This is a genomic window from Stenotrophomonas sp. 14P6.2.3 (assembly GCF_057799055.1).
Genome location: NZ_JBYOLA010000002.1, coordinates 85,698 through 101,072 on the forward strand (window position 1 = coordinate 85,698; position 15,375 = coordinate 101,072).

At 66.4% G+C, this 15,375-nt stretch carries 18 protein-coding genes; 3 read left to right on the top strand and 15 right to left on the bottom strand.

The genetic code is table 11. The annotated features are described in order from the left end of the window. Positions 1-73 precede the first annotated feature (73 nt). Both ftsH and rlmE read right to left on the bottom strand, forming a co-directional pair. Entirely contained in the window at positions 74-2,011 is a 1,938-nt protein-coding gene (ftsH, locus tag AC27VL_RS02115) for an ATP-dependent zinc metalloprotease FtsH (protein WP_488765430.1), read from the bottom strand. 66 nt (positions 2,012-2,077) lie between these two features. Next, on the bottom strand, positions 2,078-2,710 hold the full coding sequence (gene rlmE, locus AC27VL_RS02120; protein WP_100552143.1) for a 23S rRNA (uridine(2552)-2'-O)-methyltransferase RlmE: 633 nt from the start codon (positions 2,708-2,710) through the stop codon (positions 2,078-2,080). A 64-nt stretch (positions 2,711-2,774) separates the two neighbouring features. On the opposite strand from rlmE, the gene yhbY reads away from it, so the two are divergent. Continuing rightward, on the top strand, positions 2,775-3,080 hold the full coding sequence (yhbY, locus tag AC27VL_RS02125) for a ribosome assembly RNA-binding protein YhbY (protein ID WP_025878910.1): 306 nt from the start codon (positions 2,775-2,777) through the stop codon (positions 3,078-3,080). A 12-nt stretch (positions 3,081-3,092) separates the two neighbouring features. Next, positions 3,093-3,467 carry an Mth938-like domain-containing protein gene (locus AC27VL_RS02130; protein ID WP_100552142.1) on the top strand — a complete coding sequence of 125 codons (375 nt, stop codon included), beginning with the start codon at positions 3,093-3,095 and terminating at the stop codon, positions 3,465-3,467. 196 nt (positions 3,468-3,663) lie between these two features. On the opposite strand, the gene AC27VL_RS02135 is transcribed toward AC27VL_RS02130, so the two are convergent. The 4 genes from AC27VL_RS02135 to surE are packed head-to-tail and all read right to left on the bottom strand — an operon-like array spanning position 3,664 to position 6,533. Then, positions 3,664-4,449, bottom strand: coding sequence for a peptidoglycan DD-metalloendopeptidase family protein (locus AC27VL_RS02135; RefSeq protein WP_100552141.1), 786 nt, complete (start codon positions 4,447-4,449; stop codon positions 3,664-3,666). Next, a complete protein-coding gene (locus AC27VL_RS02140; protein WP_180167583.1) occupies positions 4,446-5,060 on the bottom strand; it encodes a YqaA family protein in 615 nt (204 codons plus the stop codon). Before AC27VL_RS02140 ends, AC27VL_RS02135 begins: the two co-directional genes overlap by 4 nt. 19 nt (positions 5,061-5,079) lie before the next feature. Beyond that, the gene (locus AC27VL_RS02145) at positions 5,080-5,757 is read right to left on the bottom strand and encodes a protein-L-isoaspartate(D-aspartate) O-methyltransferase (protein ID WP_100552139.1); all 678 of its coding nucleotides are present in this window, start codon (positions 5,755-5,757) and stop codon (positions 5,080-5,082) included. Further along, the gene (surE, locus tag AC27VL_RS02150; RefSeq protein ID WP_089240247.1) at positions 5,754-6,533 is read right to left on the bottom strand and encodes a 5'/3'-nucleotidase SurE; all 780 of its coding nucleotides are present in this window, start codon (positions 6,531-6,533) and stop codon (positions 5,754-5,756) included. The genes AC27VL_RS02145 and surE overlap by 4 nt, the downstream gene beginning before the upstream one ends. A 209-nt stretch (positions 6,534-6,742) precedes the next feature. Between surE and AC27VL_RS02155 the strand changes: the two genes are divergently transcribed. After that, a complete protein-coding gene (locus tag AC27VL_RS02155; protein ID WP_100552138.1) occupies positions 6,743-7,282 on the top strand; it encodes a Smr/MutS family protein in 540 nt (179 codons plus the stop codon). Positions 7,283-7,967: 685 nt separating this feature from the next. On the opposite strand, the gene truD is transcribed toward AC27VL_RS02155, so the two are convergent. The 9 genes from truD to pyrG form a co-directional block, all read right to left on the bottom strand. Further along, positions 7,968-8,999, bottom strand: a complete 1,032-nt coding sequence (truD, locus tag AC27VL_RS02160; RefSeq protein WP_488765431.1) for a tRNA pseudouridine(13) synthase TruD — start codon at positions 8,997-8,999, stop codon at positions 7,968-7,970. After that, positions 8,996-9,493 carry a 2-C-methyl-D-erythritol 2,4-cyclodiphosphate synthase gene (gene ispF / locus AC27VL_RS02165; RefSeq protein ID WP_089240241.1) on the bottom strand — a complete coding sequence of 166 codons (498 nt, stop codon included), beginning with the start codon at positions 9,491-9,493 and terminating at the stop codon, positions 8,996-8,998. The genes truD and ispF overlap by 4 nt, the downstream gene beginning before the upstream one ends. Positions 9,494-9,527: 34 nt before the next feature. Then, positions 9,528-10,226, bottom strand: coding sequence for a 2-C-methyl-D-erythritol 4-phosphate cytidylyltransferase (gene ispD / locus AC27VL_RS02170; RefSeq protein WP_488765432.1), 699 nt, complete (start codon positions 10,224-10,226; stop codon positions 9,528-9,530). Next, a complete protein-coding gene (gene ftsB / locus AC27VL_RS02175) occupies positions 10,223-10,573 on the bottom strand; it encodes a cell division protein FtsB (protein ID WP_180167586.1) in 351 nt (116 codons plus the stop codon). The genes ispD and ftsB overlap by 4 nt, the downstream gene beginning before the upstream one ends. A 4-nt stretch (positions 10,574-10,577) precedes the next feature. Next, positions 10,578-11,870: a phosphopyruvate hydratase gene (eno, locus tag AC27VL_RS02180; RefSeq protein ID WP_089240235.1), complete on the bottom strand. Its 1,293-nt coding sequence runs from the start codon at positions 11,868-11,870 to the stop codon at positions 10,578-10,580. A gap of 97 nt (positions 11,871-11,967) precedes the next feature. Then, a complete protein-coding gene (locus AC27VL_RS02185; protein WP_482995352.1) occupies positions 11,968-12,300 on the bottom strand; it encodes a hypothetical protein in 333 nt (110 codons plus the stop codon). Further along, positions 12,300-12,647 (bottom strand): hypothetical protein, encoded by a 348-nt coding sequence (locus AC27VL_RS02190; protein WP_089240231.1) that lies wholly within the window; start codon positions 12,645-12,647, stop codon positions 12,300-12,302. The genes AC27VL_RS02185 and AC27VL_RS02190 overlap by 1 nt, the downstream gene beginning before the upstream one ends. Then, the gene (gene kdsA / locus AC27VL_RS02195; protein WP_014036736.1) at positions 12,644-13,474 is read right to left on the bottom strand and encodes a 3-deoxy-8-phosphooctulonate synthase; all 831 of its coding nucleotides are present in this window, start codon (positions 13,472-13,474) and stop codon (positions 12,644-12,646) included. Before kdsA ends, AC27VL_RS02190 begins: the two co-directional genes overlap by 4 nt. A gap of 88 nt (positions 13,475-13,562) precedes the next feature. Further along, a complete protein-coding gene (gene pyrG, locus AC27VL_RS02200; protein WP_100464696.1) occupies positions 13,563-15,227 on the bottom strand; it encodes a CTP synthase in 1,665 nt (554 codons plus the stop codon). Positions 15,228-15,375: the final 148 nt, after the last annotated feature.

Here is a 15,375-nt window from a genome sequence, read left to right on the forward strand (position 1 = left end):
CGGATGGGCCGGGGCCCGGAAACAACAAGGCCGGGTTGCCCCGGCCTCGTCTTGCATTGCGTACGGCAGGCCGTCAGAGCGATTCGGCCGGACCGGCGATCGGCGGCAGCGGACGGGCGTCGCCACCCTTGTCATTGCCGCCATCGTCCTTGCTCGACTTGGTCCAACCCATCGGCGGCGGCGGATCGCGGCCTTCCATGATGGCGTCGATCTGCGGCGCGTCGATGGTCTCGTACTGCAGCAGCAGCTGGGTCATCGCATGCAGCTTGTCGACGTTGGCGGTCAGCAGCTCGGTGGTCCGGGCATAGGCCTTGTCCAGGATGCTGCGCACCTCCTCATCGATGCGGCGCGCGGTGTCGTTGGACACGCTCTTGTGCTGGGTGACCGAACGGCCGAGGAACACTTCATCGTCCTCTTCACCGTAGGCGATCGGGCCAAGGGTCTCCGACAGGCCCCACTTGGTGACCATGTTGCGGGCCATCTTGGTGGCACGCTCGATGTCGTTGGACGCACCGGTGGTGACCTTGTCCGGCCCGAAGATCAGCTCTTCGGCGACGCGACCGCCATACAGCGAGCACAACTGCGAGTTGATCGCCACGCGGTTGATCGAGTACTTGTCGCCTTCCGGCAGGTACATGGTCACACCCAGCGCACGGCCGCGCGGAATGATGGTGACCTTGTAGACCGGATCGTGCTCGGGCACCAGGCGGCCGACAATGGCGTGACCAGCTTCGTGGTAGGCGGTGAGGGTCTTCTCCTCCTCGCTCATGGCCATCGAACGGCGCTCGGCACCCATCAGGATCTTGTCGCGGGCACGATCGAAGTGGTCCATGCGGACCTCCTTCTCGTTGCCACGGGCGGCGAACAGGGCGGCCTCGTTGCAGAGGTTGGCCAGGTCGGCACCGGAGAAGCCCGGGGTACCACGCGCGATCACCATCGGCACGACGTCGTCGGCCAGCGGCAGCTTGCGCATGTGCACCTTGAGGATGTGCTCGCGGCCCTTCACGTCAGGCAGACCGACCACCACCTGGCGGTCGAAGCGGCCCGGACGCAGCAGCGCCGGGTCCAGCACGTCCGGACGGTTGGTGGCTGCGATCACGATCACGCCTTCGCCGCCCTCAAAACCATCCATCTCGACCAGCAGCTGGTTCAGGGTCTGCTCGCGCTCGTCATGACCGCCGCCCAGGCCGGCACCACGGTGACGGCCGACGGCGTCGATTTCATCGATGAAGATGATGCACGGCGCGTGCTTCTTGGCCTGCTCGAACATGTCGCGCACACGGCTGGCGCCGACGCCGACGAACATCTCCACGAAGTCCGAACCGGAGATCGAGAAGAACGGCACCTTGGCTTCGCCGGCGATGGCCTTGGCCAGCAGCGTCTTGCCGGTACCCGGCGGGCCAACCATCAGCACGCCGCGCGGAATCTTGCCGCCGAGCTTGGTGAACTTGGACGGGTCACGCAGGAAGTCGACCAGTTCGCCGACTTCTTCCTTGGCCTCGTCGCAACCGGCAACGTCGGCGAAGGTGACCTTGATCTGGTCTTCGCCCTGCAGCTTGGCGCGCGACTTGCCGAAGGACATCGCGCCCTTGGCGCCGCCGCCACCGCCCTGCATCTGCCGCATGATGAACAACCAGAAGCCGATGATCAGGATGACCGGCAGGAAATTCATCAGGATCGCGCCGAGGGAGATGCCGCTGGACGGCTCTTCCTGCACGATCTCGACATTCTTGGTGCGCAGCACGTTGATCAGGTCGCGATCGAACGGCGCGGTGATGGTGGACGACTGTCCACCACGGGTGGTGTAGGTGATCTGGCTGGTACCACCGCGCGTATCGCCGCCGAAGGCGACCTTCTGCACGTTGCCGGTGTCCACCTGGTCCAGGAACTGCGAGTACGAAGCGCCCTGCGCCCCGGCCCCTGAGGTCTTGGGTGAGAAGCTCTGGAAGACCACCATCAGCACGACGGCGACGACCACCCATAGCAGGAGGTTCTTGGTCAAGTCGTTCATCCTCATTGGCTCCGGTGTTCCTCTTAGTGCTGGCGTTGCGTTGGGGTCGAACTTACGGGGTCGAGCTTACTTCATGTGGGCGCGTTTTCCCTGACCCAAGGCATACACCTCGGGAGAGCGCTTGCGCGAGGCTTCCGGCTTGCGGATGGAGACCTTGTCGTACCGGCGGCGCATATCACGCACGTAGTCGTCAAAGCCTTCGCCCTGGAACAGCTTGATCAGGAATGCCCCACCGGTCTTGAGGTGGTTGTCGGCAAAATCCATGGCCAGCTCCGCCAGGTGCATCATCCGCGGCTGGTCGACCGCGCCCACACCACTCTTATTGGGGGCCATGTCCGACAGCACAAGGTCTACCGGCTGATCCCCGAGCATGGCTTCAAACTCCGATAGGACGGTTTCTTCCCTGAAGTCACCATGAAGGAACTCCACACCGGCCAGCGGCGGCATGTCCAGGATGTCCAGGGCAAGCACGCGGCCGGTATCGCCAATCTGTCTCCGAACCTGCTGAGACCAGCCGCCCGGGGCCGCGCCAAGGTCAACCACCACCATATGCGGCTTCAGCAGCCGGTCACGTTCGAGCAGCTCTTCAAGCTTGTAGGCCGCACGGGAGCGCATGCCTTCGGCCTGGGCCTTCTTCACGAAGGGGTCGGAGAAGTGTTCCTTGAGCCAGCGCTGGCTGCTTTTGCTGCGGGTAGCCATTGTAAATAGGGGCTGAGGGGGTCGCCATGATACCCTGATCGTCCCATTCAACCGTGTTTTCTGCATGCCCACTGCCTTGACCCCTTCCCAGACCCGTTTCCTGCGCGGCCAAGCCCACGACCTGAAGGCCCTGCTGCAGACCGGCGGCAAGGGCGTCACGCCGGCCTTCCTGACCGAGCTGAACGAAGTGCTGGAGCGCCACGAACTGGTCAAGGTGAAGGTTGCCGCCGAAGACCGTGACGCCCGCGACGTGATGATCGGCGAGATCGTGCAGGCCACCGACAGTGCGCTGGTGCAGCGTATCGGCCATGTGGCCGTGCTGTATCGCCCGAGCAAGGAACACCGCCAGATCGTGCTGCCGCGCGGCTGATCGGTCCCTGCCATGCAGCTGAACCACGAACTGCCCGACTACGCCTACAGCCTGCGCGCCGCTGACGGTCGCTCGGCACGGGTGAATGATCGCGTTCTGGGCCGCAGCTTCTTCCTGACGCCAGACCAGCTGGTCGAGCTGTGGCCGGTGACCGACGTCACGGCGCTGCAGGTGGCTGACCTGGAGCCGATCCTGGCACTGAAGCCGGCGTTGATACTGCTCGGCACCGGCGAGCGCCAGGCGTTCCCGCCGGCGGTTGTGATGGCCGCCTGCCTGTCGCGTGGTATCGGCTTGGAAGTGATGAACAATCCGGCTGCCGCGCGCACCTTCAACATCCTTGCCGGCGAAGGCCGCAAGGTGGCGGCCGCCTTCATTCTGGAAGGCTGAGGCCTGAAGCCGCCGGGCATGGCCCGGCGCTCGCCTGGATCACGCCCCATTCGTAGCGCCCGAGCCGATACTCGCGCGGCGCCGTGCAGCGACGGAAAGGCAGCCGAGCATTGGCTCGGCTCTACAGATCAGCATGCCGGGCATGGCCCGGCGCGCTGCGCCGGGCCGGGCATCCGCCCGGAAGGCGAATGTCCGATTACTTCGCCGGCAGATACTGCTGCGGGTCGACCGGCTTGCCGTTGTAGCGGATCTCGAAGTGCAGCATGTCCCGGTTGGCACCGGTACGGCCCATCTCGGCGATCTGCTCGCCGGCCTTCACGCTCTGCCCTTCATTGACCAGGCGCTTGCGGTTGTGGCCATAGGCCGACAGCCACTGGTCGCTGTGCTTGATGATGATCAGCTCGCCATAGCCGACCAGGCCGGCGCCGGAATACACCACAACGCCATTAGCGGTGGCTTTCACCGGTGCGCCGCTGGTGCCGGCGATGTCCACACCCTGCTTGGTCGCGTCGCCGGCCACGTAGCGGCCCACGACTGCGCCATCGGCCGGCCAGCGCCAGGCAATGTTGCTCTTGACCGGACCGGCCGGACCCGGCGTCGGCGCGGTACTGCCGCCGGACGTGCTGCCACCCGGACGCGGCGCGGTGACCACGGTGGTCGGCGCACGGCCGCCGCCGGAGCCAGCCGGATACAGGCGGATCACCTGTCCCGGGTAAATGGTCGACGGGTTGTCCAGGTTGTTCCAGGCGATCAGGTCGGCCGGGGTGATGTCGTGGATGCGGGCCAGTGCGTAGATGGTGTCGCCCTTGCGCACAACCACGTTCTGCCCCGGCTTGGGCACCGACGTCTTCGGCGTGCTGACGCCACTGCCGCCACTGCCACTGGGCCGGACCACGGTGGCGGTGCCACAGGCGGCCAGGGTGGATACCAGCAACGCCAGTGCGCCGATGCGCACTCCCTTGCTCAGACGATCTGCACTCATGCGAACTTCGACCTCCATACAAGCCAGGCGATCAGCACCACCACCAACGCGGTGGCGATCCAGCCCAGCGGTTCAATCCATCGGCGCAGCACTGCTTCGGCGCGCGCACCACCGATACGGATGACCGCGGCCAGCACGAACACGCGCTTGCCACGACCGATCAACATGCTCAACAGGTACTGCGGCATCGGCACGCCGACGATACCCGATGCCCACGTGAAGACCTTCATCGGAATCGGCATGAAGCCGCCGAGCACCAGGAAGGTGAACACCGCCCACGGCGACTCCACCATCTTGGCCTGCACGGTAGCGATGCCCTGCTCGATCGCCGGCAGCATGCCCAGCGCCTCGAACAGCGGCTTGACCGCCTCGAACGCGTAGTGGCCCAGCGCGTAACCGACCACCGCGCCAACCATCGAGCCGGCCAGGCTGAGGGTGGCGAACCACCAGCCGCGCTTGGGCTGGGCCACGCACATCGGCGCCAGCATCACTTCCGGCATCACCGGGAAGATGATGGCTTCGAAAAAGCTCAGCACCATCAGATAGGTCGGCGCGCGCTCGTGCGCGGCCCACTTCATCGCCCGCTCGTACAGCGGCCCGAAAATCTTCATGCGACCCTGCTCCGTGGATTCAATCGAGCATGCCAGACAGCAGCGGCACGAAGGTGACCGGCGCCAGCACGCGTTGTTCGATGCTGCCGTCGTCCTTGCGGTCAAGCTGCACCAGCGACTGTGCGCCCGCGCCACCGACCGGGGCGACCAGACGGCCCCCTTCGGCCAGCTGCTCGACCAGGGCATCGACCAGCGCCGGTGCGGCGGCGGTGACCACGATGGCGTCGAACGGGCCATGCTCGGCCCAGCCAACGCGGCCGTCGTCGTGCTTGGTGCGGATGTTCATGCCCAGCGCGCGGAAGCGCTTGCGCGCCTGCCGCAGCAGGTCGCCGATGCGCTCGACGGTATAGACCTCCAGCCCCAGCGCGCCGAGCACCGCCGCCTGGTAGCCAGAACCGGTACCCACTTCGAGCACCTTCTTGGGTGTCACCTGCAGCACGGCCTCGGTCATCCGCGCGACCACCCACGGCTGCGAAATGGTCTGGCCGTGGCCGATCGGCAGCGCGGTGTCTTCATACGCGCGCGAGGCCAGGGCCTCGTCGATGAACAGATGACGTGGCACCACCCGGATCGCGTTCAGCGTCGACTCGTCGACGATGCCGGCCTCGCGCAGGCGGTCGACCAGGCGGTCACGCACGCGCTGCGAGGTCATGCCGATGCCGACCGCTTCCGGCTGCAGGCGCAGGCGTGGGCTCATGCCGGCTGGTCCAGCGCGGCGGTAAGGCCGCCGACCCAGCTGGCGACCTTTTCCAGCGCCTGGTAGCGGGTCAGGTCGACCTGGATCGGGGTGATCGAAATGTGGCCGGTGCGCACCGCATGGAAATCAGTGCCCGGGCCGGAGTCCTGCTCGCGGCCGGCCGGACCGATCCAGTACACCTCGTTGCCGCGCGGGTCTTTCTGCGCGATGCAGCCTTCGGCGCGATGGCGATTGCCCAAGCGGGTGACTTCGAAGCCCTTGACCTCGCTCCACGGCAGGTCCGGCACATTGACGTTGAGGATGGTGTCGGCCGGCAGCGGATCGGCCTTCAGCCGGGCAACGATCTCCACCGCGGCACGCGCCGCCGTCTCGAAATGCTTCGGGTCGTGGTTGCGGGTCACCAGCGACACTGCGACAGCGGGCAGGCCGAGGAAACGACCTTCCATCGCCGCCGACACGGTGCCGGAATAGATCACGTCGTCGCCGAGGTTGGCGGCGTTGTTGATACCGGACACGACAATGTCAGGCTCGAACTCCAGCAGGCCGGTCAGCGCAAGATGCACGCAATCGGTAGGCGTGCCGGCCACCGACACGGTGTAGTGGTCGATGCGCTTGAGCCGGATCGGCAGATCCAGGGTCAGCGAATTGCTGGCGCCGGAGCGATCGCGGTCGGGTGCGACCACCGTGACTTCGTGCCCGGCCTCGCGCAGCACGGACGCAAGCATCCGGATGCCTGCCGCGTCGACACCGTCATCATTGCTGACCAGGATGCGCATCTTCGATTTAACCGCTTGATTTTCCAAGAATTCGATCCCGTCACCTTGCATCGTGGGCGAAGCCGACCCGTCTCCTCCAAGGAGGAGGCAGCTCCGCAAGTGCGCCGACTATTGTGCCGCAAGCGGGCGCTGGGTCCTACCCTGTCTGCGGTCACGGCCGACATCAAACGGTCATAGGCAGACCCGCGCAGCCGGTTTAACCTGTGCGCATGTCGCACCCTGAAGACGAAGATCCGGCTGCATTGTTCCGTGCAGCCATCGGCGAAGTGACGCCACTGCGCAAGGAAGTGGAGCCCGCGCCTGCCGCGCCGCGCCCCAAGCCGCGCGCGCGCATGGCCGAGCGCGACGACGCCGAAGCGGCCGGTGAGTTCGCCCGGCTGCTGCGCGACAACACTCCCCTCGAAGCGGGCGACGTTGCCAGCTATCGGCGCGACAACCTGCCGCCACGCCTGTTCCAGCGCTTGAAGCGCGGGCAGTACTCGGTGCAGGACGAACTGGACCTGCATGGCGCCACTGCCGCGCAGGCCGAGACGATGCTGCGCCAGTTCCTGCTGGAGGCGCACGCCCACGAGTACGGCTGCGTGCGCATCATCCACGGCAAGGGCCTGCAGTCCGATGGCAGTGCGCCCGTGTTGAAGAACCTGGTGGACCGGCTGTTGCGCCTGCGCAACGACGTGCTGGCGTTCCATTCGGCCCCGACCGGGCAAGGCGGCACCGGTGCAGTGCTGGTGCTGCTGGCGCGGCGCTGACGTTTTGCCGGTGGGATTCATCCACGCATGGCGTGGATCTACTGACAGCCCATCCACGCATGGCGTGGATCTACTGACAGCCCATCCACGCATGGCGTGGATCTACTGACGGCCCATCCACGCATGGCGTGGATCTACTGGCGGCCCAGCCACGCATGGCGTGGATCTACTGGCGATTCATCCACGCATGGCGTGGATCTACTGGCGGCCCATCCACGCATGGCGTGGATCTACTGGCGATTCATCCACGCATGGCGTGGATCTACTGGCGGCCCATCCACGCATGGCGTGGATCTACTGACGGCCCATCCACGCATGGCGTGGATCTACTGGCGGCCCATCCACGCATGGCGTGGATCTACTGACGGCTCAGCCACGCATGGCGTGGATCTACTGGCGGCCCATCCACGCATGGCGTGGATCTACTGGCGATTCAGCCACGCATGGCGTGGATCTACTGGCGGCCCATCCACGCATGGCGTGGATCTACTGACGGCTCAGCCACGCATGGCGTGGATCTACTGACGGCTCAGCCACGCATGGCGTGGATCTACTGACGGCTCAGCCACGCATGGCGTGGATCTACTGACGGCCCATCCACGCATGGCGTGGATCTACGGCGGCGAGCGGAGGCAAGTAGATCCACGCCATGCGTGGATGCTCTTCGCCTCCGCCACCATTTCCGTCAGACCTGCGACGCGTCTTCGACCGGCCCGAGCTCGTGCAGGACGGCCGTGGCGTAGCAGCCCGGCGGCAGTGCGAAGGACAGCTCCAGCACGTCAGCGGCCAACCACTGGTGCTGCAGCAGTGCCGGACGCAGCCGCAGCGCGCGTCGCTCCTGCTTCAGCCGCGCCTCTTCCAGGCCGACACGCAGTGCCTTGGATTCGTCATCATCCAGCGCTGCCAGTTCCAGCTCACGGGCGGCGTCAGTGCTGCGCAGCTCACCCTCGCCCCACAGCGGGGCGCTGGGGTGGATGTCGAAGCGCGCCAGGCGCTCGGCCAGCACGTCGCTGTACGGCTCGGGACCGAACACGCTGCGGCTGCCGTCCAGCATCCACACTTCACCCTGCAGCGGCTGGTCCCAGCTGCCGTGCTCCACGCGCGCGGCCAGCACCCGGTTGAACAGCGCCGAACGGGCGGCCGACAACAGCAGCGAACGCTGGTCCTTGCGCATGCGGCGGCCCCCGAACATCGCCAGCGCGGCCGGTACATTGCCGCCATCACGACCGAAGCGCTGCTCGCCGAACCAGTTCGGCAGGCCGCGCGTGGCAATCTGCTGCAGGCGCTCGTCGATTGCCGCGGCGTCACCCTGCACATCGCGCAGCACCAGCTTGAAGCGGTTGCCCGCCAGCGCACCGCGCTGCAACTTGCGGTTGTGCCAGGTGGACTCGATCACCTCGATCTCGTCACTGGCCAGTTCGGCCAGGTCCGGCGCGACGCGCTTGGGCAGATGCACACTGAAGCGCTGGGTGGTGACCGCATTGCGATCCTTCATGCCGGCATAGCTGACCGCCATTTCCGGCAGACCCGCCCACTTGGCCAGCACCTTGGCCACGTGCATCGTGTTCACACCACGCTTGCGGATATGCAGCAGCAGATGCTCGCCTTCACCGGTGGCCTCGAAGGCCGGCAGTTCATCGACCTGGAAGTCTTCCGGCGTGGTGCGGATGCGCGCCTGCAGCAGCGGCGCGCCGAACGCGAGCGGCAACGGGATCATGCGGCCACCAGCAGGACGACCGCCTGCGCGGCGATGCCTTCGCCGCGGCCGGTGAAGCCCAGCTTCTCGGACGTGGTGGCCTTGACGCTGACCGCATCCAACGGCAGCTGCAGCAGTTCACCGATGCGCTCACGCATGGCCAGGGCATGCGGGCCGACCTTGGGCCGCTCGCAGATCACGGTGATGTCGGTGTTGCCGACACGCCAGCCGCGCTCGCGCAGCAGGCTGTCGCAGTGGCGCACGAACTCGCTGCTGTCCGCGCCCTTCCAGCGGTCGTCGCTGGGCGGGAAGTGCTGGCCGATGTCACCCAGCGCGATCGCGCCGAGCATGGCGTCGCACAGCGCGTGCAGAATCACGTCGCCATCGCTGTGCGCGAGCACGCCGCAGCTGTGCGGTACCGCAACGCCGCCGAGCATGATGTGGTCGCCTTCACCGAAGGCATGGACGTCGTAGCCCTGGCCGATACGGACGGGCGGGAACGGGGAGGTGCTCATGGATGCAGCCCTTGCAGCAGGGCCGCGCGGGCGATCAGCCGGCGCGGCGGGAGAGTACGAATTCGAAACGATCGAGATCGGCCGGGGTGGTGACCTTGAAGTTGTCCTCGCTGCCTTCCACCAGCAGCGGGCGCTGGCCCTGGCGCTCCATGGCCATGGCGTCGTCGGTGACGTCGATACCGGCGGCGGCCGCTTCGGACAAGGCGCGGATCAGCTGGTGACGGCGGAACAGCTGCGGCGTCAGTGCACGCCACAGGCGCTCACGCGGTTCGGTGCCATCGATGCCGCCATCGTCGCCAGCACGCTTGAGCGTGTCGCGCACCGGCGCGGCCAGAATGGCGCCGACCGGGTCGTTACGCCCCACTTCCAGCAGGCGGCCAAGATCGGCCTGCGACAGGTTCGGACGCGCCGCGTCGTGCACCAGCACGAATTCATCGGCACGCACACTGTCCGGCAGCGCCTGCAGCCCGGCCAGCACCGAAGCGGCGCGGGTGGCGCCACCGGTGCAGGTCAGCACCGGCTTGCCGGCCCATTCGGTCCAGCCAGGCCAATCGGCATCGTCCGCACCGATCACCACCATGGCCCCGGCCACGGCCGGGTGTGCCAGCAGCGTGTCCAGGGTATGGGCGAGCAGGGTCTGCCCGCCAGCCTGCAGGTACTGCTTGGGCAACGGCGCACCAAAACGCGTGCCGCGCCCTGCGGCCGGAACAACCACCCAGATCGCCGCGCTCATGGCACGTCCGCCGGATGGTCACCGGCCTGGGCCGTGACCGGCGCAGGCTGCGCCGGACGCGTTGGTGCATCTTCCACGACGCGATAGAACTTCTCGCCGGGCTTGATCATGCCCAGCTCGCTGCGCGCGCGTTCTTCGATGGCGGACTGGCCTTCCTTGAGGTCCTTCACTTCAGCAGCAAGCGCATCGTTGCGCTGCCGCAGACCGTCATTGTCCCGCTCCTGGTTGGCGACCTGGGCTTCGAGCATCATCACTTCACCCGAATTGCCCGGGCCGAACCAGAAACGGTACTGCAGCCATGCCAGCAGCAGGGCCAGCAACAACAGCAGCCAGCGCCAGTCGCGCATCGGCTCAGCGCTTCAGCGACACGAACGCGTCACGACCCGCGTAACGCGCGCCGGCACCGAGAGCTTCCTCGATGCGCAGCAGCTGGTTGTACTTGGCCACGCGATCGCTGCGGCACAGCGAGCCGGTCTTGATCTGGGTGGCAGTGGTGGCCACCGAGATATCGGCGATGGTGGTGTCTTCGGTTTCACCCGAACGGTGCGAGACCACGGCGGCGTAACCGGCACGGTCGGCCATGGCGATCGCTTCGAGGGTTTCGCTGAGGGTGCCGATCTGGTTGACCTTGATCAGGATCGCGTTGGCGGTGCCCGAATCGATGCCTTCCTGGAAGATCTTCGGATTGGTGACGAACAGATCGTCGCCGACCAGCTGCACCTTCTTGCCGATGCGATCGGTCAGCAGCTTCCAGCCCGCCCAGTCGTTCTCGGCCAGGCCGTCTTCGATGGTGATGATCGGGTACTGCGCGGCCCAGTCGGCGAGGAAGTCGACGAACTGCTCGGAGGTCAGGCGCTTGTTCTCGCCGACCAGGTTGTACTTGCCGTTCTCGAAGAACTCGCTGGAGGCCACGTCCAGGCCCAGCAGCACGTCTTCACCGGCGGTGTAGCCGGCCTTGCCGATGGCTTCAAGGATGGTGTCCAGCGCTTCGACGTTGCTGCGGAAGTCCGGCGCGAAGCCGCCTTCGTCGCCCACCGCCGTGCTCAGGCCGTGGCCCTTCAGCACCGACTTCAGCGAATGGAAGATTTCGGTGCCGGCACGCAGCGCTTCGGAGAACGAGGTGAAGCCGACCGGCAGCACCATGAATTCCTGGAAATCGACGTTGTTGTCGGCGTGCGCGCCGCCGTTGATGATGTTCATCATCGGCACCGGCAGCGACGGGGTCGCGCCGGTCTTGCTGGCCAGGTACTGCCACAGTGCCTGCTTGCTGGAGGCAGCAGCGGCATGCGCGGCGGCCATGGAAACACCCAGCAGTGCGTTGGCGCCCAGGCGGCCCTTGTTCTCGGTGCCATCCAGATCGATCAGGCGACGGTCCAGGCCGGCCTGGTCGGTGGCCTCGAAGCCCTTCAGTGCGTTGGCGATGGCGCCGTTGACGTTGTCGACGGCCTTGCGCACGCCCTTGCCGAGGTAACGGGTCTTGTCGCCGTCACGCAGCTCCACCGCTTCCTTGGTGCCGGTCGATGCGCCGGAGGGAACCGCGGCGCGACCGAACGAACCGTCCTCCAGGGTGACTTCGGCTTCCAGCGTGGGGTTGCCACGGCTGTCGAGGATTTCACGGGCATGGATGCTGCGGATCGTACTCATGGTCGGGCCGGTTACCTGTATGGAGAGGGGGCGACAAAAACGAATGCCGCGTGATTATCCCCGGCTACCCCTCACTTGCCAAATGGCCTGAGCGGCATCAGCCCCAGCTGGACCCGATCACGATCATCACCAGCGACACCAGCAGCACCAGCAGCGCACCGGCAATGGCCGCGCACACCGGTCCGCGCCGCCGTCGCCAGGCCATCACCATCGCGCCCAGGCTGCCTGCGAAAGACAGCACCAGCGTAACCAACGCGCCCAGCATCCAGTACTGCACAGCCTGCACGCCGTTGTTGCCATCCCCCGGCGGCCGGAAGCTGGCGGCGAAGGCCAGCACGCCCAGCAGCAACGCGCCCCAGGCGAGCACCGACAGCAACAGGGCGATCAGGCCCCAGGGGCGACTGCGCGAGGGTTCAGGTGTCGTATTCATCAAAGCAGATCGTGCAGCAGGATGCCCACCCACAGCGACAGCAGGACCATCGCCAGTGCAGCGGTGACCCTGCCCCGGTTCAGGCGCCAGCCGAGCACCGCGGCGAAAAGCCCTGCGGAAATGGTCAGCACTTCGGCCACCGCCAGCGCGATGACGAAAGGCAGCAGGTTCACTACCGGGCCGCCCGCACTGGACGGACGCATACCGGCACCGAACAGCATGCCGATGGCGAATACGCCGGATACCGAAAGCAAGGCCAGACCGAGTGCAATCGGGCCCCACGGCCACTGCCGCCAGTGCCGGCGACGACGCTGGATCTCCAGCGCCGCCTGCGGGTGCTGACTCACGCGAAGCGCGAGAAGCCGTGCTTCTTGGTCACCGCGTCAAGCTCCATCAGGGTCTCGAGCAGGGCTTCCATCTGATCCAGCGGCCACGCATTGGGGCCATCGGACAACGCCTTGGACGGGTCCGGATGGGTCTCGGCGAACAGGCCGGAGATGCCCACGGCAACCGCGGCGCGAGCCAGTACCGGCACATGCTCGCGCTGGCCGCCGGAACTGGTGCCCTGCCCGCCCGGCAGCTGTACCGAATGGGTGGCATCGAACACCACCGGGCAGCCGGTATCGCGCATCACCGCCAGCGAACGCATGTCGCTGACCAGGTTGTTGTAGCCGAAGCTGGCGCCACGCTCGCAGACCATGATCTGCTCGTTGCCGGTGGCCTTGGCCTTCTCGACAACGGGCTTCATGTCCCACGGCGCCAGGAACTGGCCCTTCTTGATGTTGACCGGCTTGCCGGCCGAGCACACCTTGCGGATGAAGTCGGTCTGGCGGACCAGGAACGCCGGGGTCTGCAGCACGTCCACCACCGAGGCCACTTCGTCCATCGGGGTGTACTCGTGCACGTCGGTCAGCACCGGTACGCCGATCTGCTTCTTGACCTCGGCCAGCACCTTCAGGCCCTCTTCCATGCCCGGGCCACGGAAGGCCGTGCCGGAGGTACGGTTGGCCTTGTCGAAGCTGGACTTGAAGATGAAGTTCACACCGAGCTTGTCGGTCACTTCCTTCAGCTTGCCGGCGGTATCCAGCTGCAGCTGCATCGACTCGATCACGCAGGGGCCGGCGATCAGGAACAGGGGCTGGTCCAGCCCGACCTCGAATCCACACAGTTTCATGGCGTTTCCTTGTTGTCCGCTACACCGGCAGTGCCGGTGCGCTGGGGTTGAAGCGAGCAAGATGGGGGCCGGCGGCCCCCATGACAAGTCAGGCGCGCACTTCCTGCAGCAGCTTGCCACCGGCCTTGCGCTCGCGCGCGGCACGGATGAAGCCGATGAACAGCGGGTGGCCATCACGCGGGGTGGACAGGAATTCCGGGTGCGCCTGGCAGGCCAGGAACCACGGATGCTGGTCGCGCGGCAGCTCAACCACTTCCACCAGAGTGTCATCCATCGACTTGCCGGCGATCACCAGGCCCGCGTCTTCCAGCTGGGTGCGGTAGCGGTTGTTGAACTCGTAACGGTGGCGGTGGCGCTCGGCGACTACGTCCTTGCCGTACAGCTCGCGGGCCAGCGTGCCCGGCTTCAGGCGCTGCTCCTGCAGGCCCAGGCGCATGGTGCCGCCCAGGTCGCTCTTGTCGTCACGCTTTTCCACGTCGCCGGTGGCGGTGCGCCATTCGGTGATCAGGCCGATCACCGGGTTCGGCGACTGGCGATCGTTCTCGGTGCTGTTGGCGTCTTCCAGGCCCACCACGTGGCGCGCGTAGTCGACCACGGCAGCCTGCATGCCGTAGCAGATGCCGAAGTACGGCACCTTCTGCTCACGGGCGTACTGCGAGGTGAGGACCTTGCCTTCGAAGCCACGGTCGCCGAAACCACCCGGCACCAGGATGCCGTCGACATCGGCCAGCGCGGACATGTCGCTGCCTTCCAGGTCCTGCGCTTCCAGCCACTTCAGGGTGACCTTGGTGCGCTGGCGCAGGCCACCGTGCTTGAGCGCCTCGCCGACCGACTTGTAGGCGTCCTGGTGGTCGATGTACTTGCCGACCACCGCGATGGTCACCGCATCCAGCGGATGCAGGGTGGCATCGACGGCGTCTTCCCACATCGAAAGGTCGGCCGGGCCGGCCTTGTCGGCCAGCTTCAGCTGGTTGATGACGATCTCGTCCAGGCCCTGTGCGTGCAGGCCCATCGGAATGCGGTACAGCACATCGACGTCGGGCACGCTGATCACGGCGCGCTCGGAGACGTTGGTGAACTGGGCGATCTTGCGACGCTCCGAATCCGGCACCGGCTGTTCCGAGCGGCACAGCAGCACGTCCGGCTGGATGCCGATCGAGCGCAGTTCCTTCACCGAGTGCTGGGTCGGCTTGGTCTTCAGTTCACCCGCGGCGGCGATGTACGGCACCAGGGTGAGGTGCATGAACAGTGCCTTTTCCGGGCCACGCTCGGTGCGCACCTGGCGGATCGCCTCCAGGAACGGCAGCGACTCGATGTCACCGACGGTGCCGCCGATCTCCACCAGGGCCACGTCGAAGCCCTCGGTGGCTTCGTCCATGCAGCGACGGATCTCATCGGTGATGTGCGGAATGACCTGCACGGTCGCGCCCAGGTAGTCGCCGCGGCGCTCCTTGCGGATCACTTCTTCGTAGATGCGACCGGTGGTGACCGAGTTCTTGCGGCTCAGGCGGGTGCGCACGAAGCGCTCGTAGTGGCCCAGGTCGAGATCGGTCTCGGCGCCGTCGTCGGTGACATACACCTCACCGTGCTGGAACGGGCTCATGGTGCCCGGGTCGACGTTGATGTACGGATCGAGCTTCATCATCGTGACCTTCAGGCCACGCGCTTCGAGAATGGCGGCCAGTGACGCGGCGGCAATACCTTTGCCGAGCGAGGACACCACGCCGCCGGTTACGAAAATCAAGGGAGTCATGGCTGCAAGCATCCTGTCTGGAAATGGAAAACGGCAGCGCCACGCCTGCCCGGGGGGCGGGCGTGGAGCAGAAGGGGGGTTTTCCGGTTCGCTGGAGCAGCGAGGGAGGTGCGGGCCCGGCCGGCGCCAGGCGCCAACGGGGAACCAC